General features: G+C 44.7%; 23 protein-coding genes. 12 read left to right on the forward strand and 11 right to left on the reverse strand.

Annotation, left to right across the window (positions count from 1 at the left end; translation table 11 throughout):
- Nucleotides 1-69: 69 nt before the first annotated feature.
- Nucleotides 70-534 (forward strand): hypothetical protein, encoded by a 465-nt coding sequence (locus tag AB6E30_RS08625; protein WP_017062624.1) that lies wholly within the window; start codon nt 70-72, stop codon nt 532-534.
- Nucleotides 535-582: 48 nt separating this feature from the next.
- Here AB6E30_RS08625 and AB6E30_RS08630 read toward each other — a convergent pair whose 3' ends face one another.
- From AB6E30_RS08630 to AB6E30_RS08655, 6 genes are all read right to left on the reverse strand, one after another.
- On the reverse strand, nt 583-1,956 hold the full coding sequence (locus AB6E30_RS08630) for a sensor histidine kinase (protein ID WP_372103282.1): 1,374 nt from the start codon (nt 1,954-1,956) through the stop codon (nt 583-585).
- 66 nt (nt 1,957-2,022) lie between these two features.
- The gene (locus AB6E30_RS08635) at nt 2,023-2,754 is read right to left on the reverse strand and encodes a response regulator transcription factor (RefSeq protein ID WP_017067448.1); all 732 of its coding nucleotides are present in this window, start codon (nt 2,752-2,754) and stop codon (nt 2,023-2,025) included.
- Nucleotides 2,755-2,835: 81 nt separating this feature from the next.
- Nucleotides 2,836-3,516 carry a spondin domain-containing protein gene (locus AB6E30_RS08640; RefSeq protein ID WP_017072230.1) on the reverse strand — a complete coding sequence of 227 codons (681 nt, stop codon included), beginning with the start codon at nt 3,514-3,516 and terminating at the stop codon, nt 2,836-2,838.
- 9 nt (nt 3,517-3,525) lie between these two features.
- The gene (locus AB6E30_RS08645) at nt 3,526-4,209 is read right to left on the reverse strand and encodes a spondin domain-containing protein (protein ID WP_065583911.1); all 684 of its coding nucleotides are present in this window, start codon (nt 4,207-4,209) and stop codon (nt 3,526-3,528) included.
- The gene (locus tag AB6E30_RS08650; RefSeq protein WP_017067451.1) at nt 4,202-4,342 is read right to left on the reverse strand and encodes a hypothetical protein; all 141 of its coding nucleotides are present in this window, start codon (nt 4,340-4,342) and stop codon (nt 4,202-4,204) included. Before AB6E30_RS08650 ends, AB6E30_RS08645 begins: the two co-directional genes overlap by 8 nt.
- Nucleotides 4,343-4,608: 266 nt before the next feature.
- On the reverse strand, nt 4,609-4,950 hold the full coding sequence (locus AB6E30_RS08655) for a YggL family protein (RefSeq protein WP_102333496.1): 342 nt from the start codon (nt 4,948-4,950) through the stop codon (nt 4,609-4,611).
- 254 nt (nt 4,951-5,204) lie between these two features.
- Between AB6E30_RS08655 and AB6E30_RS08660 the strand changes: the two genes are divergently transcribed.
- On the forward strand, nt 5,205-7,232 hold the full coding sequence (locus tag AB6E30_RS08660) for a PhoX family phosphatase (RefSeq protein WP_372103284.1): 2,028 nt from the start codon (nt 5,205-5,207) through the stop codon (nt 7,230-7,232).
- 249 nt (nt 7,233-7,481) lie between these two features.
- On the opposite strand, the gene AB6E30_RS08665 is transcribed toward AB6E30_RS08660, so the two are convergent.
- The 3 genes from AB6E30_RS08665 to AB6E30_RS08675 all read right to left on the reverse strand — a co-directional run bounded on the left by AB6E30_RS08665 (nt 7,482) and on the right by AB6E30_RS08675 (nt 10,719).
- The gene (locus tag AB6E30_RS08665; RefSeq protein WP_004731394.1) at nt 7,482-8,102 is read right to left on the reverse strand and encodes a LysE family translocator; all 621 of its coding nucleotides are present in this window, start codon (nt 8,100-8,102) and stop codon (nt 7,482-7,484) included.
- Nucleotides 8,103-8,266: 164 nt separating this feature from the next.
- Nucleotides 8,267-9,553 (reverse strand): DEAD/DEAH box helicase, encoded by a 1,287-nt coding sequence (locus tag AB6E30_RS08670; protein ID WP_372103287.1) that lies wholly within the window; start codon nt 9,551-9,553, stop codon nt 8,267-8,269.
- A 182-nt stretch (nt 9,554-9,735) separates the two neighbouring features.
- Entirely contained in the window at nt 9,736-10,719 is a 984-nt protein-coding gene (locus AB6E30_RS08675; protein ID WP_372103290.1) for a GTP-binding protein, read from the reverse strand.
- 549 nt (nt 10,720-11,268) lie between these two features.
- On the opposite strand from AB6E30_RS08675, the gene clcA reads away from it, so the two are divergent.
- Together clcA and AB6E30_RS08685 are read left to right on the forward strand one after the other, a co-directional pair.
- Nucleotides 11,269-12,675 (forward strand): H(+)/Cl(-) exchange transporter ClcA, encoded by a 1,407-nt coding sequence (gene clcA / locus AB6E30_RS08680; RefSeq protein ID WP_004731384.1) that lies wholly within the window; start codon nt 11,269-11,271, stop codon nt 12,673-12,675.
- A 386-nt stretch (nt 12,676-13,061) separates the two neighbouring features.
- The gene (locus AB6E30_RS08685; RefSeq protein ID WP_372103292.1) at nt 13,062-14,009 is read left to right on the forward strand and encodes a TDT family transporter; all 948 of its coding nucleotides are present in this window, start codon (nt 13,062-13,064) and stop codon (nt 14,007-14,009) included.
- A 158-nt stretch (nt 14,010-14,167) separates the two neighbouring features.
- Here AB6E30_RS08685 and hmpA read toward each other — a convergent pair whose 3' ends face one another.
- Nucleotides 14,168-15,364 (reverse strand): NO-inducible flavohemoprotein, encoded by a 1,197-nt coding sequence (gene hmpA / locus AB6E30_RS08690; RefSeq protein WP_017062636.1) that lies wholly within the window; start codon nt 15,362-15,364, stop codon nt 14,168-14,170.
- Nucleotides 15,365-15,732: 368 nt separating this feature from the next.
- Here hmpA and norR point away from each other — a divergent pair, with 368 nt between their 5' ends.
- Together norR and AB6E30_RS08700 are read left to right on the forward strand one after the other, a co-directional pair.
- Complete coding sequence (gene norR / locus AB6E30_RS08695) at nt 15,733-17,325, forward strand: nitric oxide reductase transcriptional regulator NorR (RefSeq protein WP_017062637.1); 1,593 nt, start codon at nt 15,733-15,735, stop codon at nt 17,323-17,325.
- An 89-nt stretch (nt 17,326-17,414) separates the two neighbouring features.
- Nucleotides 17,415-17,774 (forward strand): glutaredoxin, encoded by a 360-nt coding sequence (locus AB6E30_RS08700; protein WP_017062638.1) that lies wholly within the window; start codon nt 17,415-17,417, stop codon nt 17,772-17,774.
- Nucleotides 17,775-17,883: 109 nt separating this feature from the next.
- Here AB6E30_RS08700 and AB6E30_RS08705 read toward each other — a convergent pair whose 3' ends face one another.
- Nucleotides 17,884-18,519, reverse strand: a complete 636-nt coding sequence (locus AB6E30_RS08705) for an OmpA family protein (RefSeq protein ID WP_029235219.1) — start codon at nt 18,517-18,519, stop codon at nt 17,884-17,886.
- 258 nt (nt 18,520-18,777) lie between these two features.
- On the opposite strand from AB6E30_RS08705, the gene AB6E30_RS08710 reads away from it, so the two are divergent.
- The 6 genes from AB6E30_RS08710 (at nt 18,778) to AB6E30_RS08735 (ending at nt 24,383) form a co-directional block, all read left to right on the forward strand.
- Nucleotides 18,778-19,404, forward strand: a complete 627-nt coding sequence (locus AB6E30_RS08710; protein WP_372103294.1) for a thioredoxin domain-containing protein — start codon at nt 18,778-18,780, stop codon at nt 19,402-19,404.
- A 76-nt stretch (nt 19,405-19,480) separates the two neighbouring features.
- Nucleotides 19,481-19,954 carry an FKBP-type peptidyl-prolyl cis-trans isomerase gene (locus AB6E30_RS08715; protein ID WP_017062642.1) on the forward strand — a complete coding sequence of 158 codons (474 nt, stop codon included), beginning with the start codon at nt 19,481-19,483 and terminating at the stop codon, nt 19,952-19,954.
- 180 nt (nt 19,955-20,134) lie between these two features.
- Nucleotides 20,135-20,725, forward strand: coding sequence for a TetR/AcrR family transcriptional regulator (locus AB6E30_RS08720; protein WP_017062643.1), 591 nt, complete (start codon nt 20,135-20,137; stop codon nt 20,723-20,725).
- Between the two features lie 143 nt (nt 20,726-20,868).
- Nucleotides 20,869-21,900, forward strand: coding sequence for an NADP-dependent oxidoreductase (locus AB6E30_RS08725; RefSeq protein ID WP_102320760.1), 1,032 nt, complete (start codon nt 20,869-20,871; stop codon nt 21,898-21,900).
- Nucleotides 21,901-21,935: 35 nt separating this feature from the next.
- A complete protein-coding gene (locus AB6E30_RS08730; protein ID WP_017064479.1) occupies nt 21,936-22,556 on the forward strand; it encodes a glutathione S-transferase family protein in 621 nt (206 codons plus the stop codon).
- A 150-nt stretch (nt 22,557-22,706) separates the two neighbouring features.
- Nucleotides 22,707-24,383, forward strand: coding sequence for an RluA family pseudouridine synthase (locus AB6E30_RS08735; protein WP_102320759.1), 1,677 nt, complete (start codon nt 22,707-22,709; stop codon nt 24,381-24,383).
- Nucleotides 24,384-24,501: the final 118 nt, after the last annotated feature.

Raw genomic sequence — 24,501 nt, forward strand, 5'->3', positions numbered from 1 at the left:
AAATCTGCTTTTTCTGAGCTCGCTTCTCCATTAAACTGTCCGACCTTTTTGCAGATCCAAGAGAACACCATGCAACGCGACTACACCTTAAATTGCTTAATCACCATGCCTCGCCATGAACTAGAAGAATTTAGTTTAAGAATGATTCATCGCCTTGTTCCTGAAGATGCAATGACGGAATTGTTTACGTTCGAGCAAGAAGAAGTCACCAGCGAAGAGCGCATGCAATCAGCAAAATTTGACGCAATGCTTCGAATGACCGCTATCGCGCTTGGTGAAGTAAACCTAGCCTTCTCAGAGTCGGATAACTCGCAACAGAACATCGAGCGAATGACTCGCCTACTGCTTTGGCACTTCTACTCAATTTCTTTCAACCTTGAAGAAGCAATCGCAATCGAAGTGCACTGTGAGAAAGTAGAAAAGATCTTAAAGAACGCACCTAAAGATGCGTTTGGCTGGGTTAAAGAATTAACTGAGCTACTTCACTTCTACGCGAAAGTGAACGAAGGCAACGAAGACAGTAAAGACGCTTAACGTTAGTTCTACGTAAGTATACATCGAGCTAAACGAAGGCAGACAGAGCTATACCGAAGGCAAATAAAAGCTTTGCTGAAAGGAGTTCTCTGCCTTTGTTGTTTCTAGCACGCTGTGATGTAACATCAGTATCGACTGCGCGATCTTGGTTCCTATTCCCAAAGAACCATTCGGCGCTTCCAGTTCAACCTCATTATGAATCACCACCTTCACCCGTTTGGAATCCGCTTCAAAACCAACATCTAACGACACCACAGTGCCACTTGGGCTATGCCTCAATGCATTATCTAACAGATTCAAAATCAACCTCTCAAGCAGATCACTGTCACCCACAGCCTTGATTCCAATAGGCATATTAATGTTCAACTCAACATTTTTATGGCGATATTTGCTTTGTATCGTTTCTAAGCATTCGCTCATCAGCCCATTGAAATCGATTGAAGCGTATTGATATGTGGGTACCGGGTTATCTTTCTTGGCGCTATCTAACAGCGAATGGAGCTGTTCAGATAACTTGTTGCCATTGCGATATGCCACATCTATGAGTGGATCCGAATGTGGGTTTTGAATCCTCCACGTTTCTAGATACCCCAATACACTCGACAATGGCGTTTTCAAATCATGACTGAGCTGTAATAAGCTTTGTCTTCGATGTGACGACTGATATTCAAGTTGCAAAAATTGCTGTTGAATGTGCTTCGCCATCAACTGATACGAGCGTGCAATCGGCACCAATTCTGGTACTTGATGAATGAAGTTCGGGTCCAATCGAAAATCTTGCTCTGCTTGTTGTTGCAACTTGTTAGTTACTGCTTCTATTGGGTTTAACAGGCTACGTTTGACCAACAGATAAGCTCCAACCGCAAAACCCAAGATAGAGATCAGCATGAGCCCCGCGAGCGCAATGTATGGCGTATCGACCTGCGAATTGGCAATCACCGTGTGACGATTACTGCCAATCAAAACGTACAGATACCCGACGGTCGAACCTAGCTCTTCAATCGCTGCTACGGAAAACACCTTACGAGCCCCGGGATTGATCGGATCTTCCCCCAGAAAGGGATAAGGCTCGTCGTTTAAAAACTGTTGAATGGGTGCTAAGTCTATCTGGTTGGCTAACACAGTGCCTTCTGGCGCAGCATGAGTCGTAATCTTGCCCTGACTGTCGAGGAAATAGATATCAAAATCTGGCCCTATCAACATCAAGGTGTGGAAAATGGATTTGAGCGCTTTAGGGTTGTAGTCGGTACCAATCATCAGAGGATTATCATCGCGCATATGAACCGCGAGCTCTTTGTGTAAGCTCTGCTTAGTTCTTTGTTCTATGGTCTCTTTTTGCCAATTATAGGTATAAGCAATCACCACACTCACGAGCAGAAACCACAAACTGGTGAACAACACTAAACGCGATTTGAAACTCATGTTCTCTCCTCGATGGCTCTTAGGTCTTACTGGCCTTTTAGTAAACTTCGGACGCGACACATAAGCCTAAGCTTTCGACTCAAACTTATAACCAACACCCCAAACGGTTTTAATGAAATCATCATCACTATTCGGCATCGCAAGCTTGGTTCTTAGCCGGTTGACTGTGCTACACACGGTATGGTGATAGCCAGAGTGATGAGTATTCCAAACATGATCGAGCAGCTCGTCTTTGCTATACACACGCCCCGGGCGGGTTGCTAAGAAATGAAGTAAGGTAAACTCGGTAGCTGTCAGCGGTACGTCTTGGTTATTGAGTGACACCTGATGGCGTTCAGGTTGAATAGTGAGCACACCAAAATTCATAATCGATTCTGCTGTCACAACCTCTTGAGTCGCTGATTCGACATGGCTTAAACGGCGAAGCACGTTCCTCACTCTTGCTTGAAACTCGAGAACGCTGAAAGGTTTCGTTATGTAGTCATCAACACCGGCTTCTAAGCCTGACACCTTATCTAACTCAGCGTCTCTTGCGGTTAGCATGAGTACTGGCGTCCAATCCTCTTGCTGACGCAACATTCGACAGAAATCGAGTCCGTCACCGTCTGGTAAGCCACGATCCAGTACGATCAAATCGAAATGACCCTCTTTATAGAGCGCCTGAGCCTTTTCAATCACATTAGCTCTGATTACGTTATGCCCTTGGAACTTAAGATGCATCTGCACCAGTTCAGCCAAGTCATCATCGTCTTCAACCAACAATATGTTTGCCATCAAATTTACCGCAGCACTATTCATGATCCCTGCTCTATTCTGAGTCCGCCCACCTTTCAATTGACCGGAACAGAGCAGGAATTCTTTCATCGTGCTTTCAACCTGTTACTGAGTTCGAGTAATGGTGATTCTTGCACCGGGGTTAAGGAAACGATGATTTGCACTTAAAGTAGAAGTCGTAAGGCCATCATCTTGGCTGATTACGCCAGAGTGAAAACTCACTATATCGGTGTCGTCTCGTGTGGTATTAAAACCTTCACCACCGCCTGCTGGTCCCGGAATGGTTGCAGCAAGCTCATCGTTCAGCTCAGTTCCCGAATCCCAAACATTCATGTTCATAGTAAAGGTATCACCCACCGCTAATGACTTGAGCGATAATCCGGATTCGCCGACAAACGCATCATTGGTGTTCACCAACATGGAAGCAACTGAGATATACCCTTCTTGATTTGGGTCGACACGAATCGACACCGTGTCTTGCTCACCTGAAAGAATCAGTCCATTGCCTGAGATGCCTTGATAAACATTGGCGTCACTGTCACTGAGCGCAAGCAATTGTGCATTACTACCCCCTTCCGCCAAGTATTCCAGATCGACAGAGGCACTTTGCCCAACTTCAAACAGATCAAAATTCGTATTGTGAGTCAACACCGCGAGTGGTGACATTGGTTGATTGGGGGTGAGGTTAGTAACACTCACATCATAGCGATAGTAATCGTCGTCATCGTCCGGACAACCCGCTAACACAGCTACTGATGCAGCGATAAATAGAATTCTAGCTTTCATACATCCCCCTTACTTCACAACAATGGTGATAGTTGCAACAGGGTTTAACCATCGATGGCTACTGCTATCGAGGTCACTGATGCCGCCCGCCGCATCACCATCACCAATGTTACCTGGATGAATATGAACCTTAGCGTTTGATACTGCCGTTTCTACACCTGTGCCACCAGCGCCAAAGGTAATGAATGGAGGGTTCGGCATACTGCCCGCCAGCTCATCATTGGCTTCTGTGCCTGCGTCATAACCATTTAGAGTCGCTTTGTAGGTGCCCGCTTGAGTTGGGATCTTCCAGCTATCTAGACCAACAAAGCCGTCGTTTGTCGGCAGCAACATTGCACCCAATGATAGGTACTCTAAATCACCAGTACTGATATCAAACGTAGTTGCGACGCCTGGATTGAGGATGCCGGCCGCTGGGTTCTCAACCACCACGCCTCCCGCGTTGGCAATGACACCAGATAAACCTGAAATATCGCCACCTTCGGCCATGGACTCTAGTTCCGAAGAAGCCGTTTCACCCGTTCTAAACATGAACAAGCTTGAGTCATGAGCCGCCGCTAAGATAGGCGTAAAGTAGATCCCTTTCGTTGCATTAGTGACAGTGACTTCAAGCTCAGCAGCCTGAACTTGAGCCGCTCCGAAGGCCAACATAGCCGAGCTGATCACTAAGCTGATTTGAGTACGTTTATTCATTTTGATTCCATCCTTTATCGAGTCCTATCGTTGCCAACAAAACGAATAACAGCGATATACCGTTACCTTTGCCAGAACGAACTGTGGTGTTGTTGACTCTAAGAATGACGATCAAATCTATCAGCAACTTCATTGAATTCTCATAAAACTCTCACAAGTTTATCCAAACTTATTACTGCAAATAAAAATAGCGATAAAGTACTAATATTTAATCGAAAAATATCAATTTATCATTTACGTCAGAAGGGATAGAAAAGAAGATAAAGAATAGAAATGGAACGAATAAAACGCAAAAAGGCCGAATCGATTTAACGATTCGGCCTTTATTCTAGCGTACTGTTGTTACTCTTTCCTAAGCCGTATTTGGCCTTTCAATCGAGCTAACAACACAACATCAAATTAGAACGCGTAGTTTGCGTCAATCAGTTCGCTAACTTCCACTTTGCTTACTTCAGCACGAGCTTCAAGCCATTGAGCAACTTGCAGTTGTTCTGCTTCTGTTACTGAACGGTAGCGCTCAATTGAGCATAAGAAACCTTCAAACAGCTCAAGGCCGCCGCCACCAAAGCACAGGCCGATACTGTCGATAAAATCGATAAATTCATCGATGAACACATCGTATTGGTCAAAATCAGCAATCGAAGTCGTGCAGCTTACTTCAAAACCTAGAATAGCGAATTCACCTAGGTATAACTTCTTGCGTAGGCGGCGATTTTTGTTTTCGATTTTATCTAATTTCATAACTGTCTCTCTTTTCATTTGATAAAGCATTTATACACAGTTCTTCGTTAATTCCCAAGAGTTTTGTATTGCACGAGAGGCTTAGCAGCAAAAATCGTGCTACAGAAACAAAACCTTAATCAAAACTATAAAAATCTGTCACTTAACTGCTTCACGATTGCTCACACATCAGCCCAAGTTATTAACCAATTCATTAGTAAGTGGGTAAGTCATAAATAACGAATAATAAAGTCAGCCAACAGGAAGCAGTCCCGATGAGCAAGGAAACATTTGATAGCACTCGATTCAATAAGAGTAACAACAAGCCTTTCGAAGAAGTTCTAGATGCAAACCTTTCAAGAAGAAACGTTCTGAAAGGCGGTTTAGGCATCAGTGCAATGACCGCCTTTGGCGCGTTTGGTTTAGCGGGTCACAGCACGGCTAACGCTGCGACAATGCAAGCAACGGGCGCACAAAAAAGCACTGCAACACTTTCATTCGAATCGGTTAAAGGATCATTGACAGACAGTGTCGTTGTGCCGAAAGGCTATACAGCACAGGTATTGGTTCCTTGGGGTACTCCACTCAACAAACAAGGCAACGCTTGGTTAAAAGACGGCACCAACAACGCACAAGATCAAGCCAACGCATTAGGCATGCATCACGATGGCATGCACTTCTTCCCGCTTAATGGCAAAAGCAACGACGGTTTGTTGGTGATCAACCACGAATACATCGACCAAAAAGCGCTGCACGCCAACGGCCCAACATACAACGAAGGCGCTCGCCCTAGCCTTGATGAAGTACGTAAAGAGATCAACGCGCACGGCGTGAGTGTTGTTCGAGTGAAACTTGAAGGCAACCAATGGGTGATGGTCGATAACGATCCACTGAACCGCCGCTACACAGGCGCAACAGTAATGGACCTGTCTGGCCCTGTTGCTCACAGTGAATTTACCAAAACCAAGTTCTCACAAGACGGCAGCCAAGCTCGTGGCACGTTGAACAACTGTGGTAATGGCTACACGCCATGGGGCACTTACCTAACGTGTGAAGAAAACTGGCCGGGTTATTTCGTGAACAAAGGCGAGACAACGCCAGCACAAGAGCGTATTGGTATCGCAACCGACAAAACACGTTACGGTTGGGACACACTTTCAGGTAACAAACAAGAACGCTTAGACGAATTTGCACGCTTTGACGTAACACCAAGCGCTGATTCACCGATGGACGATTACCGTAACGAAGCACATGGTCACGGCTACATTGTTGAAATCGATCCATACACAGCAAACTCTCGCGCTAAGAAACGTTCTGCACTGGGTTGTTTCCGTCACGAAGGCTGTACGTTTGGTAAGTTGACTGAAGGCGAGCCGATCGTATTCTACTCTGGTCACGATTCGCGCTTTGAATACCTGTACAAATTCGTTTCTGAAGAGAAATGGGACCCGCGTGATGCAGAGCCGAGCAATCGCCTAAGTGCGGGTGACAAGTACATGGACAAAGGCACACTGTATGTGGCTAAGTTCAACGATGATGGTTCAGGCACTTGGCTACCACTGACTATGAGCAGTAAGACCACAAACGGCGGTAAGCTAGGTGATTCATTTGATTCTCAAGCAGCACTTATCATTAATACCGCAGGCGCAGCCGACCTTGTTGGTGCAACGCCAATGGATCGCCCTGAATGGTGCTCTGTTGACCCAATGACAGGTACGGCTTATCTCACACTAACGAATAACAACAAGCGTAAAGAAGCGAACTCTGCGAACCCTCGCGTAGACAACAAGTTCGGTCATGTTATTCGTTGGGATGAAGGCAAAACAGCAGGCGAGTTCGATTGGGATATCTTCGTATTTGGCTCTCCAGCAGTGGAAGACAAGTCTATTAACCGCTCAGGCCTAACAGACATGAACCAGTTCGCCAGCCCTGACGGCTTAGCGTTTGATGCTCGTGGCATCTTGTGGATTCAGACTGATAACGGCGCAGATGAAGTAACGGGCTACACCAATGACCAAATGCTGGCAGTTGTCCCATCTCAGTTAACGGATGACAACGGTAACAGCGCGGTAATTAATGCAAACAACCAAGCACAACTTAAACGCTTCTTTGTTGGTCCGAACGGTTGTGAAGTAACTGGCTTTACCATTAGCCCTGATTACAAATCACTGTTTGTGAACATTCAACACCCTGCAAACTGGCCATCGTCAGAAGATGCAACGGCTCAGACTCAGGGCAACGTTCGCCCAAGAGCATCTACCGTAGTGATTCGTCGTGAAGACGGCGGTGAAATCGCGGTTTAATAAGCAAATCTAACTAAGATCAGCAACATTACTGTTATCTAGTTTCTGTTCGCTAGCTAAGTAAAATCAAAAAGAGCGATAAGGCCAAACGCCCTATCGCTCTTTTTATATTCTATACGCTCTTTGACTCAACTAATGGTCTGCGGCTTTGTAAACTGCTCTTCACCCCAAACCAAATCACGCACCGTCATCCTCGAGAAGGAGGAACGACTGAGTCGGTGATCTCTGCTCGTTGTAGGCTAACCAGAATTAGCTAACGAACAACCACACACCAACGCCCATCATCAACGTACCTGCAATGCGGTTCATCAACTTAACGTTATCGGCTTTGCCCAGCATATGTTTTAGGCTCTTACCGCCCGTAGCATACAAGGTCATGCAGACAAATTCAGAAACCAGAATAATAGACACTAAAATCAACAACTGCGGTGCTAAGTCTTTATTGCTGTTAATAAAAGGAGGCAGTAACGAAATCATGAATGCCCAGCCTTTCGGGTTCGCGATTGCCGTTACGAAGCCTTGAACCACCAAGTCCCAATCATTGCTGACTTTTGTTGTTTGGTTGTCAGTACTGATCGCCAGCTTGCCTCTTGAACGCCACATCTGAACGCCTAAATAGAACAAGTAAGCTGCACCAACAAATTTGAAGCCCGTAAATAGCCACGGGTAGTTCAACATAATAGATGCAATACCCAATACCGCAGCAATAGAAACCACCGCAACACCAGCCAATTCACCGATCATCATCCATAATGTACGCTTGTATCCAACACTCATTCCTAGCGTCAAAGCCAAGGTCATACACATACCGGGCGTGATTGACACAAAGAAAAAAGTGGGAATAAAAGCCCAAAGTAGTGCGCTATCCATATTATTACCTTATCGACTTATTTTTATTTAATAGTTCTTGTTTCTTGATCGGGCTTGAAATGAAGCGAGGTTGAAACGAAGCAGTAATGACAATAAACAATATTGCGAGCAATACAAACAAAAAGAGCCACATAACAGTGGCTCTTTTTAGTCACCAACCGTAATTACTTACGACGGTTTTTAATTCGCTTCATCATAGTCAAACGACGTTCTGCGCTTGCTTGATCTTGAGGCTCTTCGTTCGCGTTGTTCTTACGACCTTGGCGGTTTTTGTACGCCGATTTAGTGTTCAGCTTCTCGATGTAAGCATCACGTTTCTTCGGTTCATAACCCGGTTGTTCAACACGACGAATACGTTGTTGAATCAGTGTTTCAACTTGAACAACAGTCAACTCTTCTTCGCGGTTAACGAAAGAAATCGCATGACCTTGTTTACCAGCGCGACCTGTACGGCCAATACGGTGAACGTAATCTTCCGCTAGGAAAGGCATGTCGTAGTTAATTACATGTGGTAAGTCTTCGATATCAAGACCACGAGCTGCAACGTCAGTTGCTACCATCACACGTGCTCTGCCTTCTTTGAAGTCATCCAAAGCACGACGACGAGCGCTTTGTGCTTTATCACCGTGACAAAGTACCGCTTTAATGCCGTCTAATTTAAGCTCTTTAACAACGTCATTCGCTGTTTCTTTGTAGTTCACGAACACAAGCACTTGGCGCCAGTTTTTACGGCCAATCAGCTCAGAAAGCAGTTCTGTTTTGCGTTCTTGGTCCACAGGGTATACCACGTGACCAACAGTAGCAGCCGTTGAGTTTTCGCGCTCAACACTGATACGTTTTGGTTTACGTAGAATATCAACAGATAGTTGGTTTAACTGAGTAGAAGTCGTTGCCGAGAACATCATGATTTGCGGCGATGTTTCTACATCCAACATGATCTTACGAACGGCATTGATGAAGCCCATATCAAGGATACGGTCAGCTTCATCGAATACTAGAAATTCTAGGTTTGCGATAGACACGTTACCCGCTTCTAAGTGTTCTTCCAAACGGCCAGGTGTTGCAACCAAAATATCCACACCCAGTTCTAATTGACGAACTTGTGAAGACATTTTGTTACCACCGTAAACCGCTGAAACGCTTAGTTCAGTGTATTTAACGTAGTCTTTAATGTTTTGAGCGATCTGCGCAGCGAGCTCACGAGTTGGAGCAAGAATAAGGCCGCGAGCCGTTCCTCTAGACACCTTTTTACCGCTGTTCAAAAGGTGCTGAATAACAGGCAATGAAAATGCCGCTGTTTTACCCGTACCGGTTTGAGCAGTAGCAAAAATATCATGGCCTTTACGAGCCATTGGAATCGCTTTTTGTTGAATTGGAGTGAGTTTTTCATAACCACACTCAATCAACGCTTTGACTAATTCAGGAGCAAAACCTTGAGAGGAAAATGACATTGTTACGGGTTCCTTAAGCAGACAGCCTACATTCTTATTTCAGCCGAGCACTATAAAGTAATTAGAGTGATTTATCTCACATTTATCGTGATATAACGCAAACTTTCTCATTTAATCTGGTGTTTACCCCACCTTCAACGAAGTAAACACCGAGATCATCAGTTCAAACAGTAAAAATGGCGCTATTTGATGCCACACAGCTTGAGTAGAACCTGCTCGAGATCGTCCCAAGGCATTAACTGCGAGTCGATCACTTCCAGTCTTGATTCAAAACCATCCAGTGTAATTTCATTCACGGACACCACTTGATTCGCCACGTTAAACGCATAGCAACCTTGGTCAGTATTCACCACGGCTTTTACACGCTCAGCCGTAAGATCCGACAGCATTGAAAACAGCGCATCAAAGTCGAACTTATGCTCTGCGCCAAATAGCCAACCGCAACTGAAATAGCCCTGACCTTTATTCTCTTTACGGATGAACGCTTCACCGGGAGGAAGTTGGAATTGAGGCTCTTGTTCAGCGTGATCGTGATGATGCGCTTCAATATGAGAGGAAGCACTGCCGTATACTCTTTCAATGTCCAACACTTCCAGTGGCACTTCACCATCGTGAATTAGCTTATGGAAGACTTTTGATGGCGTTTGATCCGTCACCCAATCATTGAACACATCGATGTCTTCAGAATGAACAAGGTCAACCTTAGTACCAAGAATCACATCTGCACTGTTTAATTGATCATTAAAATTCTGATTCGAGGTGTACTTTTCATTAGATAGATTTCGTGGGTCAACCAAACCAAGCGTCGCTTTTAAATCAACATAAGGTGTGTATTGCTCTGAAGTAAGTGTCGCAATAACCTGTTTAGGGTGACCAAGCCCAGTTGGCTCAATCAATAAACGGTCCGGCTTTTGGCGCAGTAAGGCATTAATACCTACCGACATAGGAACACCTGCAGTACAACACATGCAGCCACCCGGTACTTCTTTAATTAAAGCACCTTGGTCTGTCATTAACGCGCCATCAATGCCGATTTCGCCAAACTCATTAACCAGGACAGCCCAGTTTTCATTCTCAGGTTTATTTTTGAGCAGGTTCAAAATAGCTGTCGTTTTGCCAACACCCAAGAAACCCGTAATTATGTTTGTAGGAACTTTTTTGGTCATATCAGTTCTCCTTTTTAAGGGAGTATATACTCAATCACCAAAAAGTTGACCCCAATCGATTGTTTACACTGAGATTCGTTAATAGAGGTTGGCGCGAAAATAATCAGAAGAGATAAACAGTAGAGGCAGAATGTGGAAATGGGATGCTCCAGACGAACTAAAGGCGTACTTGAAGTACGCCTCACTCTCGTTACTCAATCGTGAGTTCGCGAATCAGGAAGCCTTAAATATCGACCTGAACAATTAACGAGAAACTAAAACTTTGTATCTGAATCCATCCAAATTGTGTGTAAAACCTCACGTCTCCTTGCGGTTTGTTATGTTGCTTTACGATTTAACTATGGTTCATTTTTGGGGATATTCAAGCCACCACCAGAGAATCGATCAAAATTGTGACGGCGATTCCACAATTTCCCATAGATTCCATTTATGTAACACGTACATTCCATAAATGAAATTCAACTTTTCATCTTTGCTGCTATAGGATATGCAGAGGACGCGTATAATTTATGACAACCCCGCCTTAACCCATTCAGGAGCCTTATCTCAATGACCAGAAGAGAGAAAATTAAGCAATCCTTATTAGCCAAAATGCCAAGGGATGCTATTAATCAATTTCTCTCAAGAGATAAGACACCCGCTTCCGTTCTCTTTCTTTCTTGTATTGTAGGTGTACTTGCTGGCGTAGTGGGTACCTATTTCGAAGTCGCGGTTCATTTCATCACAGAAACTCGTACCGATTGGCTTAAAGATGAAATCGGTAGCTATTTACCCCTTTGGCTGGCCGCTTTCCTTATTAGTGCAGCATTTGCCTTTATTGGTTACTTCCTCGTTCACCGCTTTGCTCCAGAGGCTGCAGGCTCAGGCATCCCCGAAATTGAAGGTGCGATGGACGGTATGCGCCCTGTTCGATGGTGGAGAGTATTGCCAGTGAAATTTTTTGGCGGTATGGGCGCATTAGGCTCTGGTATGGTTTTAGGTCGAGAAGGACCAACCGTTCAAATGGGCGGCAGTATTGGTCGCATGGTCACCGATATCTTTCGAGTCAAAGATGACGACACTCGCCACTCACTATTAGCTTCGGGTGCCGCAGGTGGTTTAGCCGCCGCATTCAATGCACCACTGGCTGGCATCATGTTTGTAGTCGAGGAGATGAGACCACAGTTTCGCTACTCACTCATATCAATTAAAGCCGTCATCATCTCCGCGGTTTCAGCCAACATCGTTTTTCGATCAATCAACGGACAGTCTGCCGTTATCACAATGCCTCAATACCAACCGCCTGAACTGGATGCTCTGTGGTTATTCTTGTTGTTAGGCGTGTTGTTCGGCCTGTTTGGTGTGATTTTCAATAAGTTGATTACACTTTCGCAAGACCTGTTTGTGGCAATACACAAGAATGACCGTAAACGCTACTTAATGACAGGTTCCCTGCTGGGCGGTTGCTTTGGCTTATTGCTGCTCTATATACCGGAGTTGACTGGCGGTGGTATTGGTATCATCCCGAACATCACTAATGGCAACTACAGCGCAAACGTGCTGCTGTTAATCTTCTTAGGCCGAGTGATCACTACCCTGCTTTGTTTCGGCTCTGGTGCACCGGGTGGTATCTTTGCACCAATGCTTGCTCTAGGAACGCTCTTTGGTTACGCGTTTGGGCTTATCGCGGCGGCATTCTTTCCTGAACTGAATATTGAACCGGGTATGTTTGCGATTGCTGGCATGGGCGCATTATTTGCCGCCACCGTACGAGCGCCTATCACTGGCATACTCTTGGTTATTGAAATGACCAATAACTACTACCTGATCCTGCCGTTGATCATCACCTGCTTGGGCGCGGTAATCATTGCTCAAATGTTAGGTGGGCAGCCAATTTACAGTCAGCTGCTTAACCGTACGCTGAAAAACGAGAAGCTAAGACAACAAGACCTCCCTCAGCAAGAGGAAGTACGTTAACGACATTGAGAACGGTAGTTCAAATGTGGGGCTTAAACGTAACTCGTTAAGTTCCACTAATACAGTCAAGTTCCACTGATACATGAGCAAACCAAGCTCGGTATTTATAAATCACTCAAAAAAATAAAGCACACTTTCCTAGTGCTTAATGTCCCGATTTCGTATCAAAATCAAAAAAGCAAACGTTAAACTTGCTATCATCCACTCAAAATTATTTGAGTGTCCTTAACATCTATTGAGGACACAGCTGAGCGCTCACTCTAGAGCAAAAATTCTATAATTGACTCATATTATATAAACAGCTCACATTCTATATAACTCATATTCTATAAATAACTAGTTGGAGAAAGGCGTTGAACTGGAGAAGGTTAACCCAAGTAAAAAATGTGCCGCCATCTCAGGCGTCTTTGGCACTTGGTGTTATTGGACTAGGACAAGCTTGGGCATTATATCTGCCAGGGGTTGGTGAGATCATTCGCCCTTACCTTGCTGCATTTGGCGCACTGTTATTGCTACCCGTTTTACTTCGTTATCTCACCAGCTTTAATACTTTCATAAATGACATTCGTCATCCGCTTAGTGGAAGCTTGATGGCACCAATGAGCATGGCGTTATTGATTCTATGCGACTATTTAGCCGAAATCTCTCCAGTCATTGCTTACCCAGTCTGGTTCTGCGCGTTGTTATTGCATTTTACCATGATGGTGTTGTTCTTTAGTTTCCAGATAATCAACTTCAAAATGTCGAACATTGTACCGAGTTGGTTTCTGTATCCGGTGGGGTTAATCAGCAGTTCCTTAGCAGGTTCACAATTTGGGCACACCGTTTTTTCAGAAACACTTGCGGCCACTTGTATCGGTATCTATTTCCTAATGCTACCAGTGGTGTTGTACCGCTTGGTATTCGAAGGAAACCTGCCACGCCGAGCAAGACCAACCTTAGCCATCATGGCAGCACCTGTGAACCTGTCTTTAGCGGCTTACTTGGTTAACTTCGACAACCCAGACCCGATTCTAACAGGCGCGTTGGCTGGCATTGCTATCACCATGACACTGCTGATCTACTTGTGTTACATACGATTGATGCGTCTGAAATTCCAACCTTCGATTGCTGCCGTCACTTTCCCTTCCGTGATCAGCGCTATTGCCATGCATCGTCTAACTACGTTTTTCGGCGCGGAATACCCGCAATGGTATTGGCTGCACAAGTTTGGTTTCTTCGAGTTAACCATCGCGACCATCCTAGTGATTTGGGTTGCAGGTGGTTACGTGAAAATGTACTGGCCTGAGTTTTTCGATTCCGACTACATGTCCAAGAAGATGAAACGTTCTTAGATAGAAGCGAAAAGATCTTAGCTGAACCATCGTGTTCTGCAGTAGTCGATGATGTCAGACAAAACCAACCAAACCCAAAAAGGCCTCACACTGTGAGGCCTTTGAATAGGCAAGGTATTAATAGTTCAGGCGAGTGTTACTAGAAATGCCGAGACCTATTAGAAGTTAGCGTGAGGGCCGAATACTTCGTAGTGAACGCGTGAACGGTCAACTTTCATTGCATCTAGCTGCTCTACGATGTTCTTCATGAAACCAACAGGACCACAGATGTAGAAATCGCTCTCTTCAAAGCCTTTAGTATCAGAGATAGACGCTAGATCCATTTGACCTTGATGCGTGTTTTCACATGCAGATTCATCTTTGTTCATGTACCACGTTTTCGCTTCCCAACCTTTGTCGGCAACAATATCTTTAACACGAGTCGTGAAAGAGTGTTGGCCTACGTTCTCACAAGCGTGAAGGTAAAGTACTGGCTCGTTTTTATCTTCCGTGTTTAGGAACTCAAGCATAGACTGCATTGGCGTTACACCAACACCTGCAGAGATAAGTGTTACTGGCTTGCTGCGCTCTTGATACATGAAGTCACCCGCTGGTGCGTATAGGCTAACCTCATCACCAACAGCAACCGTATCGTGTAGGTGGTTAGATACAACGCCTTGTGTCTCTTGGCCTTGTCCTTCACGTTTAACAGAAATACGGTATTGCTTGCCGTTTGGCTTATCAGACAGTGAGTATTGACGAATCTCGCTGTATTGAGAGCCTTCTGGTTTCACTTCGATACCGATGTATTGACCTGGTGTGTAATCCAGAACTTCACCGCCGTCTTTTGGCTGAAGGATAAAACTTGTTACTAGCGCTGACTCTTCGATTTTGTCTGCAATCACAAACGCACGCGCTGCTTCCCAACCACCAACAGCTTGCTTACGCTGTAGGTAAAGTTCAGCTTCACGATCGATGAATACTTGCGCCAAGAATAGGTAAGCGGCTGTCCATGCTTCTTCCACTTCTGGAGTAAAGGCGTCAGCAGCTAGTTCACGTAATGTCTCAATCAGGTGCAAACCAACAATTTGGTAGTGCTCTGGTTGAATGTTAAAGCTTGTGTGTTTCTGAGCAATACGTTCAACGGCAGTTGTTAACGCTGCTAGATTTTCAATGTTCTTTGCATATGCCGCGATAGCTTCAAACAGTGCTACGCCTTGGCGACCTGTTCTTTGGTGAGTCATATTGAAGATATCTTTCAACTCAGGGTTATGCGTGAACATACGTTGATAAAAATGCTGAGTTAAAGCTGGGCCTGCGCTCTCAAGTAGAGGAATAGTAGATTTGATGATTTCGATATGTGCATTGTTAAGCATGAATTTACTCCGAACACTGAGCCTTATGACCTATATGTCATTTTGACTACTAAAAATTAAGAATGACTTATCGATTTTCTGAAACCTTAGTTATTTTTAGAAACTGAGTTATTTTGACTCGTTTTCATTTCAAAAAATCGCGAAACCTGATTAATGCCACCTGATTGATTGAGATCAAGAATAGTCTTTTTAATCAGCGCTATAATTGGGCTTCGCTGTGTCTTTTGCACAATCAGTGCCAACTTTATCAATCCCCGTCATTACTGGTTTTCTTCTCAAAACTCATCTTATAAAAATGTCAAAAAGACCTTTTTTTTAAGTCAATAAGACTCTATTATGTAGATAAACACACACAGTTAGAGTTTTTTATGCAAGATATCTCCGCATCTACCCTCATGGAAATGACCATTGGCCTCGCAAGTGGTGTCAACGATCAAGATCGTTTCAATCGCCTGATCGATGCCATTCGCAAAACCATAACGTGTGATTGTGTCGCGCTTTTAAGCCTTCAAGGCGACACGCTAGTACCTATCGCAATGCAAGGGCTCAGCCGAGATACATTCGGTCGTCGCTTTATCATTTCAGAACACCCACGATTTGAAGAGATCTGCGCGTCTCGCTCTCCTGTTCGTTTCGATGCTGACAGCTCCCTACCCGATCCTTTCGATGGTTTGCTTATTGACCATGATGGCGATTTACCAATGCATGCTTGTATGGGCTTGCCTTTGCTATTTGGCGACAAGTTATTGGGCATTCTGACTCTAGATAGCTTGAAACCTGATGTCTTCGCGAATATTCCGGCGCGGAACCTTGAAGTACTGGCAGCTATTGCAGCCTCAACCATGCAGATGGCACTGACCTTCTCGCAACTTGAGCATCAAGCAAAACAGTCAAAGCAATTACTCGAAGAATTGAACGTAGAAGCGTGGGAACGTGACGGCGGTGAGTTGATTGGTAACAGTGACACCATGGTCGCGCTTAAGAACGACATCGCTGTTGTAGCTCCATCTGAGTTTAATATCTTGATTCATGGTGACACCGGGGTTGGTAAAGAGCTTGTGGCTCGCACCCTGCACCACCAATCTCAACGTAAACGTAACCCACTCGTCTACGTAAACTGTGCTGCAATTTCTGAAAACTTAGTAGAGAGTGAACTGTTTGGTCACGTTCGTGGCGCGTTCACTGGCGCAGACAAAAACCGCTTAGGTAAATTTGCTTTAGCCGATGGTGGCACACTGTTCCTTGATGAGATTGGTGAATTGCCTTTGGCCGCTCAAAGTAAGCTCCTACGTGCGCTGCAAAACAACGAAATCCAACCGGTTGGCCAAGACAACATTCAAACCATTGATGTGCGAGTATTGGCAGCGACAAACCGAGATCTAAAACAAGAAGTTGAAGACGGTCGATTCAGAGCCGATTTGTACCACCGATTGAGTGTGTATCCTATCGCGGTGCCAGCACTGAAAGATCGTGGTGACGACATCAGCCTATTAGCGGGTTTCTTCTTAGAACAAGCGCGTCGTAAGCTTGGTATCAACCAAGTTAAGTTCCGCTCCGACGTTCTTTCTTTCCTAAACCGTTATGGTTGGCCGGGTAACGTGCGTGAACTTGAGCATGTGATCAGTCGTTCCGCATTGAAAGCGTTAGCGCGCAGCACCAATAAAAACCTGGTGACAATCACCAAGGAAGATTGTGGTCCTCTAGACCAAGATCAGCCAATTGCGACGACTCAGGTGAAAAACACACCATTATCGACACCAACGATCGACCTTTCTGCAGGGCTACGTGGTGCAACGGACGATTTTCAACGCAGTATCATTACTGAGGTGTTGGAAGATGCCAACTTTAACTGGGCACAAGCAGGGCGAGTTCTGAAAACAGACCGAGCAAATCTGACTCGACTGTCTAAGCGTTTAGGGCTAAATGTGGCTAAGTCTCATACGATCGAACGGACAAAATAGATATTAGCGGTTTGTTGCGAGCATCTGACAAAACTTGTGTATATAATGCTGCAAATTGTAACGCTAATTTTAAATATGTAGAGAGAGTTATGAAGTTTATCCGTTGGTTCTTAGGTCGTGTCATCTTGTTATTGAATTTTGTTTTCAGCCCACGTGGTGTGAAGCGTTCTCAAGAAGAACAAAGCAAAGTAAATGAGCAAGCAAAAACGCACACGTTATACCAATTCGAAGCGTGCCCATTTTGTGTGAAAGTGCGCCGCGCGATGAAACGTCAGTCGGTTCAATTTGAACTTCGTGATGCAAAAAACAACGAGCAACACCGTGCTGAGCTTGAAGCTGGCGGCGGTCGTGTGAAAGTGCCTTGTCTACGTATCGAAAAAGACGGTAAAACTGAGTGGATGTACGAATCTTCAGATATCGTGACTTACTTAGAAAAGCAGTTTGCATAAGCAATAAAGCAACAAAAGTCAGATACAAAAAATCCCTCGAATGTGAGGGATTTTTTATGTCTGTTATTTGGCGTTAATCGCTTCAAATTGGGAGCGAAAACTCAAACGACTACTTCGTGACAATCAGCATCAATTCAACACGGCGGTTACACGCCTTGCCTTGCGCAGAAGCGTTCGTACAAGCTGGAACATACTCACCGAAGCCACGAGTATAAATAGAACGACTCGACACATAGTTACTCTCTAATCGAGCCTTCACTTCTTTTGCTCGTTGCTCTGAAAGCGGATCATTGATTCGATCTGTGCCCGTGTTATCGGTGTGCCCTTCAATCACCACATCAATATCTTGGCGCTGAGCAAGGTAGCTGCCTAGCGTATCTAGCCATTGATTATAAGCTGGCTCAGGGAATGCTGAACCTGTTTTAAAGTTCACGTGCTGCTCAAGCTTTACCATCACATGGTTGCCCGGCAACACTTCAAAATCGATACGGTTTTGTCTTAAAAAGACTTCCAGTGGATCGTTAGTCGAAACGCCACGTCCGTAGTTGGTCGTGATGGTTCTGTGTTGATGAGTGCTGCTCTGAATCGAGTAGCCACGATTACTTGCTACATGAGTCGTTTGAACCACACCCCATTCAGGATGCATCAAGTCGTAATCGGTTTGTGGTGCAGTCTCTAGCATGTCACCGCCAAGTAAGTCAGTTGGTGACGTGGCTTCACACCCAGCCAAAGCTATGCTTAACATTATCGCTAAATATCTCATTACTTCACCAACCACTCATGCAGATAAACCATTCACTAATGTCTATATCGGCACCGAGGGAAAAACTTTAGACGAAAAGAAAGCAGAACCCAAAAAAGTGCTGTTGATCACAGTTAACCGTCTACTAGCTTGTCTTCAGCCGCTAGTTCGAACTGTTTGCATTTATTTACCTTATAATTGTTTTCCAATTCGTACTAAATAGTTAGAATCTCACGACTTCTCAACGCTAGAGCAAACATTATGTTTAAACCATTTACTAAATTCATCACAGCACTCGCTGCCGTACTCATTATCGCGGGTTGTAGTGAAACAGACGAGCCACAAAAAGGCGTTCAATACGAAGCGCTTCCTACTGCTCTAACAGAATTTAACTTGTCTCCGATCACTGAAATCTTCTCTCTTAACTGTGGTCACTGCCGTCAAATGGAAAGTGCCATTCCAGAGATTGAATCTCTAACAGACCAAACTATTGGCAAGATGCACGTGACGTTCAACGAAAGCGCTCAAATCAGCGCAATGATCTACTACACAGCAGTGATGCAGCTTGATGCGACGCCTGACCACGCATTCATGGACGACCTATTTGGTGCCGTTCAAATGGGTGCAGATGCAACACCTGAGCAGCGTCAACAAGCACTAGAGACAGCGTTTACTTCTCGTGGTTTGGTTAGCCCATACCAGCTGAATAAAGAACAGCAAGTCGCTCTTTTCGACTACGTTAAGCGAGCAGAAGAGATCTCAGTAAAAGGTCAGATCAACTCAGTACCAACCTTTATCATCAACGGTAAATACCAAGTACTAACAGCAGGTCACCAAGACGTTGCTGGCATTGCAAAAACGATCAACTACCTTTTGACTCAACCATAATCACGGCTTTAGTCAACTGATTAACACATTTTGTATTAACTAAGAAATTCAGCACTCAATATAAATAGGTTTTACTATGTCTAAATTTGTCATCCCGGTCATTGTCTTTCTTTTGGCGGGTTTCATGATTTACCGTACTTGGACGAATCATAAGTCTGGCGGAGAAAACTTCGAACAAGGCCAACAATTTCTAATTGAAAACGGCACTAAAGAAGGCGTGATTACGACTGAAAGCGGTCTTCAATACCTTGTTCTTGAAGAAGGTACAGGCACAGAGCACCCAACTAAGAACAGCAAAGTAACGGTTCACTACCACGGTACGCTAATCGACGGCACTGTTTTCGACAGCTCTGTTGAGCGCGGCGAGCCAATCTCATTTGCTCTTAAGCAAGTAATTAAAGGCTGGCAAGAAGGTTTGACTTACATGGTTGAAGGCCAAAAAGTTCGTCTATTTATTCCAAGCACTCTAGCTTACGGTAAAGGCGGTTCAGGCCCTATCCCACCATCATCGACTCTGATTTTTGATGTAGAACTCATCTCTATCAAATAATCGAAGTTACTGATTTAAGCCCCAACATACGCGCTATGTCGGGGCTTTTTTATATCTGAACATTTGAAGCCTCTTTAGATATTGAGCTATTTAGCTATTTAGCTACTGTAACAACGACCAAATATACCCTCGAAAACCGACCACTAGACGACTGGTCTAATTTAACTTATAGTACCGCCCATGAACGAAAAAACGAATGACACACGCCTGCATGTTTTAGATGTTGGCTACCAATTAATAGTGAACAACGGCTTTAACGGCGTTGGCTTATCGCAATTGCTTAAAGAAGCGGACGTGCCGAAAGGGTCGTTTTACCACTACTTTAAATCGAAAGAGCAATTTGGCGAGGCTCTGATCCAGCACTATTTTGAGACCTACATCAGCAGAGTTGAAACTATTTTGGTTCATGGTGAAGGCAACCATTACCAGAGAATTGTCAGTTATTTCACTCGATGGTCACAGATTGAAAACGGCACCTGCAATGCTCATAAATGCTTGGTCGTTAAACTCAGCGCGGAAGTTTCTGATCTTTCTGATCCTATGCGCCAAGCGCTATTAAAGGGTGCAGAAAAAGTGACGAATACCATCGAACAGTGCATTGTCGGCGGTATTGAAGATGGCTCCATAAAGGTTGAAGAGAGCCAAGAAGCAGCTCAGAACCTATACTCAATGTGGTTAGGCGCCAGCTTATTGAGCAAGCTGAGCCAAAGCTCACATAGCTTACAGTCAGCTTTGAGCCTTACCGAACGAATTTTAAAAGGTGAAAGCTAATAACGCGCAGCGCGCTTTATTGGCTTTAACTTAAAAAAATCACCCGCCCTCTTATCAATTTGATGACGGCGGGATTTTTAGACAACAAGACTAGACGACTGGTCTAATTCTAAATGTATAAAATACACAATTAAGGACATCCAATGACTCAACAAGACAATCGCCGAATCGTATTGGCTTCTCGCCCAGTTGGCGCACCGACTCAAGACAACTTCCGTTTAGAGACAATAGCTGCGCCAAGCATCAAAGACGGCGAGATGTTACTTCGCTCAGTTTACCTTTCTCTAGACCCATACATGCGTGGTCGTATGAGCGATGCTAAATCCTACGCAGATCCCGTTGCGATTGATGAAGTGATGGTAGGCGCAACCGTATGTCAGGTTGAAGAATCAAACCACGCTGATTACGAAATTGGCGAGTGGGTACTGGCTTACACAGGTTGGCAAGATCTTGGTGTGTCTAACGGTGAAGGCCTTATCAAACTAGGTAAAGAACCAACGCACCCTTCTTACGCGCTTGGCATCATGGGTATGCCTGGTTTTACTGCTTACATGGGCTTGCTTGATATCGGCCAACCTAAAGAAGGCGACACGCTAGTCGTTGCAGCAGCAACAGGTGCTGTAGGCGCAACCGTTGGACAAATCGGCAAACTAAAAGGCTGTCGTGTTATCGGCGTTGCAGGCGGTCAAGAGAAGTGTCAGTACGCGAAAGAGATTCTTGGCTTTGATGAATGCATCGACCACAAAGCTGACGACTTCGCGGAGCAATTGGCTAAAGCGTGTGACAACGGCATCGACGTTTACTTTGAAAACGTTGGCGGCAAGGTATTCGATGCAGTAATGCCTCTGCTTAACACAGGTGCTCGTATTCCTGTGTGTGGCCTTATCTCTCAATACAATGCGACTTCACTGCCTGAAGGACCAGATCGTATGTCTAGCCTGATGGGTATGCTGCTTGTTAAAAGAATTAAGATGCAAGGTTTCATCATCTTTGATGACTACGCACACCGTTACAACGAATTTGCTGTTCAAATGACAGAATGGTTGTCTCAAGGCAAGATGCACTATCGTGAGCACCTGGTTGAAGGTCTAAAAAATGCGCCACAAGCATTCATGGGCCTATTGGAAGGTCAGAACTTCGGTAAGCTTGTTATCAAAACGAACGAAGCTAAATAAATTCAATAAACTGAACCCGTTAACTAGGTAGAATCATGATTACTTTGCATCACCTGAATAAGTCGCGCTCAAAGCGCATCATCTGGCTATTGGAAGAGCTTGGGGTAGATTACCAAATCAAACCCTACCAACGAGACAGTGTCACTTTTCTTGCACCACCAGAACTCAAATCCATTCACCCATTGGGTAAATCTCCTGTCATTGAAGACGATGGCGTCGTGATCACTGAATCTGGTGCTATCACGGAATACCTAATCGACAAATACGGTCAGGGTAAGTTCGCACCTACACGCGGCACCGCAAACTACGTTGAGTATTCGCAATGGCTTCACTTCGCTGAGAGTTCAGGTATTTTGCCAATGTTACTTAAGATCTTTGTGATGAAAGACGGCTGCGAAACTAACTTCCTAGGCGGTTATGCAGACGACGAAAACCAAAAGATCCTCACTTACGTGAATAATGCACTTGAAGGTAAAACCTACTTGGTTGCAGACACACTAACAGGTGCAGATTTTATGATGTCGTTCATCGTAGAAATCGTGGGTAACTTTGGTGCAACTGCGCTTTACCCTAACATCGCTAAATACGGTGAACTTTTAAAGAGCCACCCTGCTTACCAAAAAGCTGAGCAAGTAGAGCTAGAACACTCGAACTGATCGAGTTTCACTCAAACACGTGCTTGCTAGAGTAAACACAAGAAACTAAATGAAGCCAAAGCCGATTTATCTTCTGCTTTGGCTTCTCATTTGTCTTCATTTCGACAACAATACCGAACTCTAACTGAACAGCCATAGAGTTTGATCTTAATGCCAACAAACCTCGCTCAATACACACCTCTGCACCTAGCAAACACGAATGTCGATTTAGCGCTACCGACTCGTTTTACGTTTCCGTATTACTATACCCCGCACCCTGTGTGTGAATTCGCTATGCTGCAGCTTCAGCAATCACTTGTCGACTGTGGTGTGAATGAAACCTCGCAAGGTAATCTCTACGCTGTGCTTCTTGTTCAGAATCCAACCACACAAGGGTTAGGTTACCTTTCTGCGTTTTCAGGCTTGCAGTTAGATCCGGCTTTGGTCTCTCAGTTAAACAACATTCACTTTGTTCCACCAGCCTTCGATTCAAAACAGTTTCAATCTCAAAACAGTGCGAACCTTGCTCGACAATTGCAGCTCTCGGACGACATTGAAAAGCTGCAACAGTCGCACAATCTAGACACATTATTGGCCGAGCTAGAAGGGTTAAAAATCGAATCAGCAAAAGCTATCGAAGCCTTTCAGTTAGCAATGGCCGCAAACAAAGCTCAGCGTAACGAACTCAGAGAACAAGCCAATCAAGAAAAAGCCTTAGGGAATCTAGAGTCAGCGGCGAATTTGCTCAAACAACTGGGCAATCAAAGTAGCCAAGAGAAACGTGACCTAAAAGCACTTCGTATTGAGTGGAAACAGAAGATCGCAGAGCGCCAATCACAAATTGATTTGATTGAAAGCGAACTGAAAAACCGTAAGCAAGATCACCAAGCAGTTTCACAACAGTTGGAAACTCAACGCCTCTCTCACTATCGCTTTATCAATCAAGCCAAGCAATCTAAGAATTTACTCGAGTTGCTCGATGGTAAAGACGCGCTTGAAGGCTCTGGTGACTGCTGCCTACCTAAGTTGCTTAACTTTGCGTTTGAACACGGGTTCAAGCCGTTAGCATTATCTGAGTTTTGGTGGGGATTACCGCCTACAGACATCATTCGACAACACGCAAACCTCTACCCTGTTTGTCAGAGTAAAAGCTTTGAGATCCTCGAACACCAGTTAAGTGGCATAGAGCTAGAAGATAACCCGCTTATCGTGAACCCTGCGGTTGGTAAGTCTTTTAATATTGTTTATGAAGACGATGAAATCGTAGTCGTCAATAAGCCTGAAGAGTTCTTGTCGGTTCCCGGTAAGTTCATCGAAGATTCAGTTTATACCCGCATAAAAGCGCGTTACCCGGATGCGACTGGTCCTTTGATTATCCATAGGTTGGATATGTCGACGTCAGGTTTGTTGATCTTGGCGCTCACGGCGGAATCAAACAAGCATATTCAGAAGCAGTTCATTAATAGAACCGTAGAGAAACGCTACACCGCTTTGTTAGATGGCGAGATAACGGGCGAATCTGGCAATATCAGCCTTCCTTTGCGCGGCGACATCACGGACAGACCAAGACAACTGGTTTGTCACCAACACGGCCGAAATACAGAGACCCATTGGCAAGTGGTTAGCACTCACAATGGCAAAACCAAGGTTCACTTGTACCCTAAAACAGGGCGAACCCACCAGCTGCGAGTGCACTGTGCTCATCCATTAGGGCTTGGTGTACCTATTCGTGGTGACGACTTATACGGATACAAACGCGAGCGCTTACACCTGCACGCTGGCTACTTAAAGTTGATTCACCCGACAACCGGTGAATGGATGGAGTTTGAAGTGCCTTCCGAGTTCTAAACTCTAACTTATCGAGCTAAGACTCTTATCTCACTCAATATTTGATCTCATAAAACGCATCAAGGTTCTACAACTGCTTAAGGTATAGAACCCTGATATTTAATTTTAATGTGATTAT

Origin of the sequence: Vibrio sp. 10N.247.311.12 (assembly GCF_041467515.1) — a bacterium.
Lineage (GTDB): Bacteria > Pseudomonadota > Gammaproteobacteria > Enterobacterales > Vibrionaceae > Vibrio > Vibrio crassostreae_C.

What these genes read in the sequence shown, in the direction of transcription:
- AB6E30_RS08625 (WP_017062624.1), top strand. Translation starts at nt 70, where the DNA reads ATGCAACGCGACTACACCTTAAATTGCTTAATCACCATGCCTCGCCAT.
- AB6E30_RS08630 (WP_372103282.1), bottom strand. Translation starts at nt 1,956, where the DNA reads ATGAGTTTCAAATCGCGTTTAGTGTTGTTCACCAGTTTGTGGTTTCTG.
- AB6E30_RS08635 (WP_017067448.1), bottom strand. Translation starts at nt 2,754, where the DNA reads ATGAATAGTGCTGCGGTAAATTTGATGGCAAACATATTGTTGGTTGAA.
- AB6E30_RS08640 (WP_017072230.1), bottom strand. Translation starts at nt 3,516, where the DNA reads ATGAAAGCTAGAATTCTATTTATCGCTGCATCAGTAGCTGTGTTAGCG.
- AB6E30_RS08645 (WP_065583911.1), bottom strand. Translation starts at nt 4,209, where the DNA reads ATGAATAAACGTACTCAAATCAGCTTAGTGATCAGCTCGGCTATGTTG.
- AB6E30_RS08650 (WP_017067451.1), bottom strand. Translation starts at nt 4,342, where the DNA reads ATGAAGTTGCTGATAGATTTGATCGTCATTCTTAGAGTCAACAACACC.
- AB6E30_RS08655 (WP_102333496.1), bottom strand. Translation starts at nt 4,950, where the DNA reads ATGAAATTAGATAAAATCGAAAACAAAAATCGCCGCCTACGCAAGAAG.
- AB6E30_RS08660 (WP_372103284.1), top strand. Translation starts at nt 5,205, where the DNA reads ATGAGCAAGGAAACATTTGATAGCACTCGATTCAATAAGAGTAACAAC.
- AB6E30_RS08665 (WP_004731394.1), bottom strand. Translation starts at nt 8,102, where the DNA reads ATGGATAGCGCACTACTTTGGGCTTTTATTCCCACTTTTTTCTTTGTG.
- AB6E30_RS08670 (WP_372103287.1), bottom strand. Translation starts at nt 9,553, where the DNA reads ATGTCATTTTCCTCTCAAGGTTTTGCTCCTGAATTAGTCAAAGCGTTG.
- AB6E30_RS08675 (WP_372103290.1), bottom strand. Translation starts at nt 10,719, where the DNA reads ATGACCAAAAAAGTTCCTACAAACATAATTACGGGTTTCTTGGGTGTT.
- clcA (WP_004731384.1), top strand. Translation starts at nt 11,269, where the DNA reads ATGACCAGAAGAGAGAAAATTAAGCAATCCTTATTAGCCAAAATGCCA.
- hmpA (WP_017062636.1), bottom strand. Translation starts at nt 15,364, where the DNA reads ATGCTTAACAATGCACATATCGAAATCATCAAATCTACTATTCCTCTA.
- norR (WP_017062637.1), top strand. Translation starts at nt 15,733, where the DNA reads ATGCAAGATATCTCCGCATCTACCCTCATGGAAATGACCATTGGCCTC.
- AB6E30_RS08700 (WP_017062638.1), top strand. Translation starts at nt 17,415, where the DNA reads ATGAAGTTTATCCGTTGGTTCTTAGGTCGTGTCATCTTGTTATTGAAT.
- AB6E30_RS08705 (WP_029235219.1), bottom strand. Translation starts at nt 18,519, where the DNA reads ATGTTAAGCATAGCTTTGGCTGGGTGTGAAGCCACGTCACCAACTGAC.
- AB6E30_RS08710 (WP_372103294.1), top strand. Translation starts at nt 18,778, where the DNA reads ATGTTTAAACCATTTACTAAATTCATCACAGCACTCGCTGCCGTACTC.
- AB6E30_RS08715 (WP_017062642.1), top strand. Translation starts at nt 19,481, where the DNA reads ATGTCTAAATTTGTCATCCCGGTCATTGTCTTTCTTTTGGCGGGTTTC.
- AB6E30_RS08720 (WP_017062643.1), top strand. Translation starts at nt 20,135, where the DNA reads ATGAACGAAAAAACGAATGACACACGCCTGCATGTTTTAGATGTTGGC.
- AB6E30_RS08725 (WP_102320760.1), top strand. Translation starts at nt 20,869, where the DNA reads ATGACTCAACAAGACAATCGCCGAATCGTATTGGCTTCTCGCCCAGTT.
- AB6E30_RS08730 (WP_017064479.1), top strand. Translation starts at nt 21,936, where the DNA reads ATGATTACTTTGCATCACCTGAATAAGTCGCGCTCAAAGCGCATCATC.
- AB6E30_RS08735 (WP_102320759.1), top strand. Translation starts at nt 22,707, where the DNA reads ATGCCAACAAACCTCGCTCAATACACACCTCTGCACCTAGCAAACACG.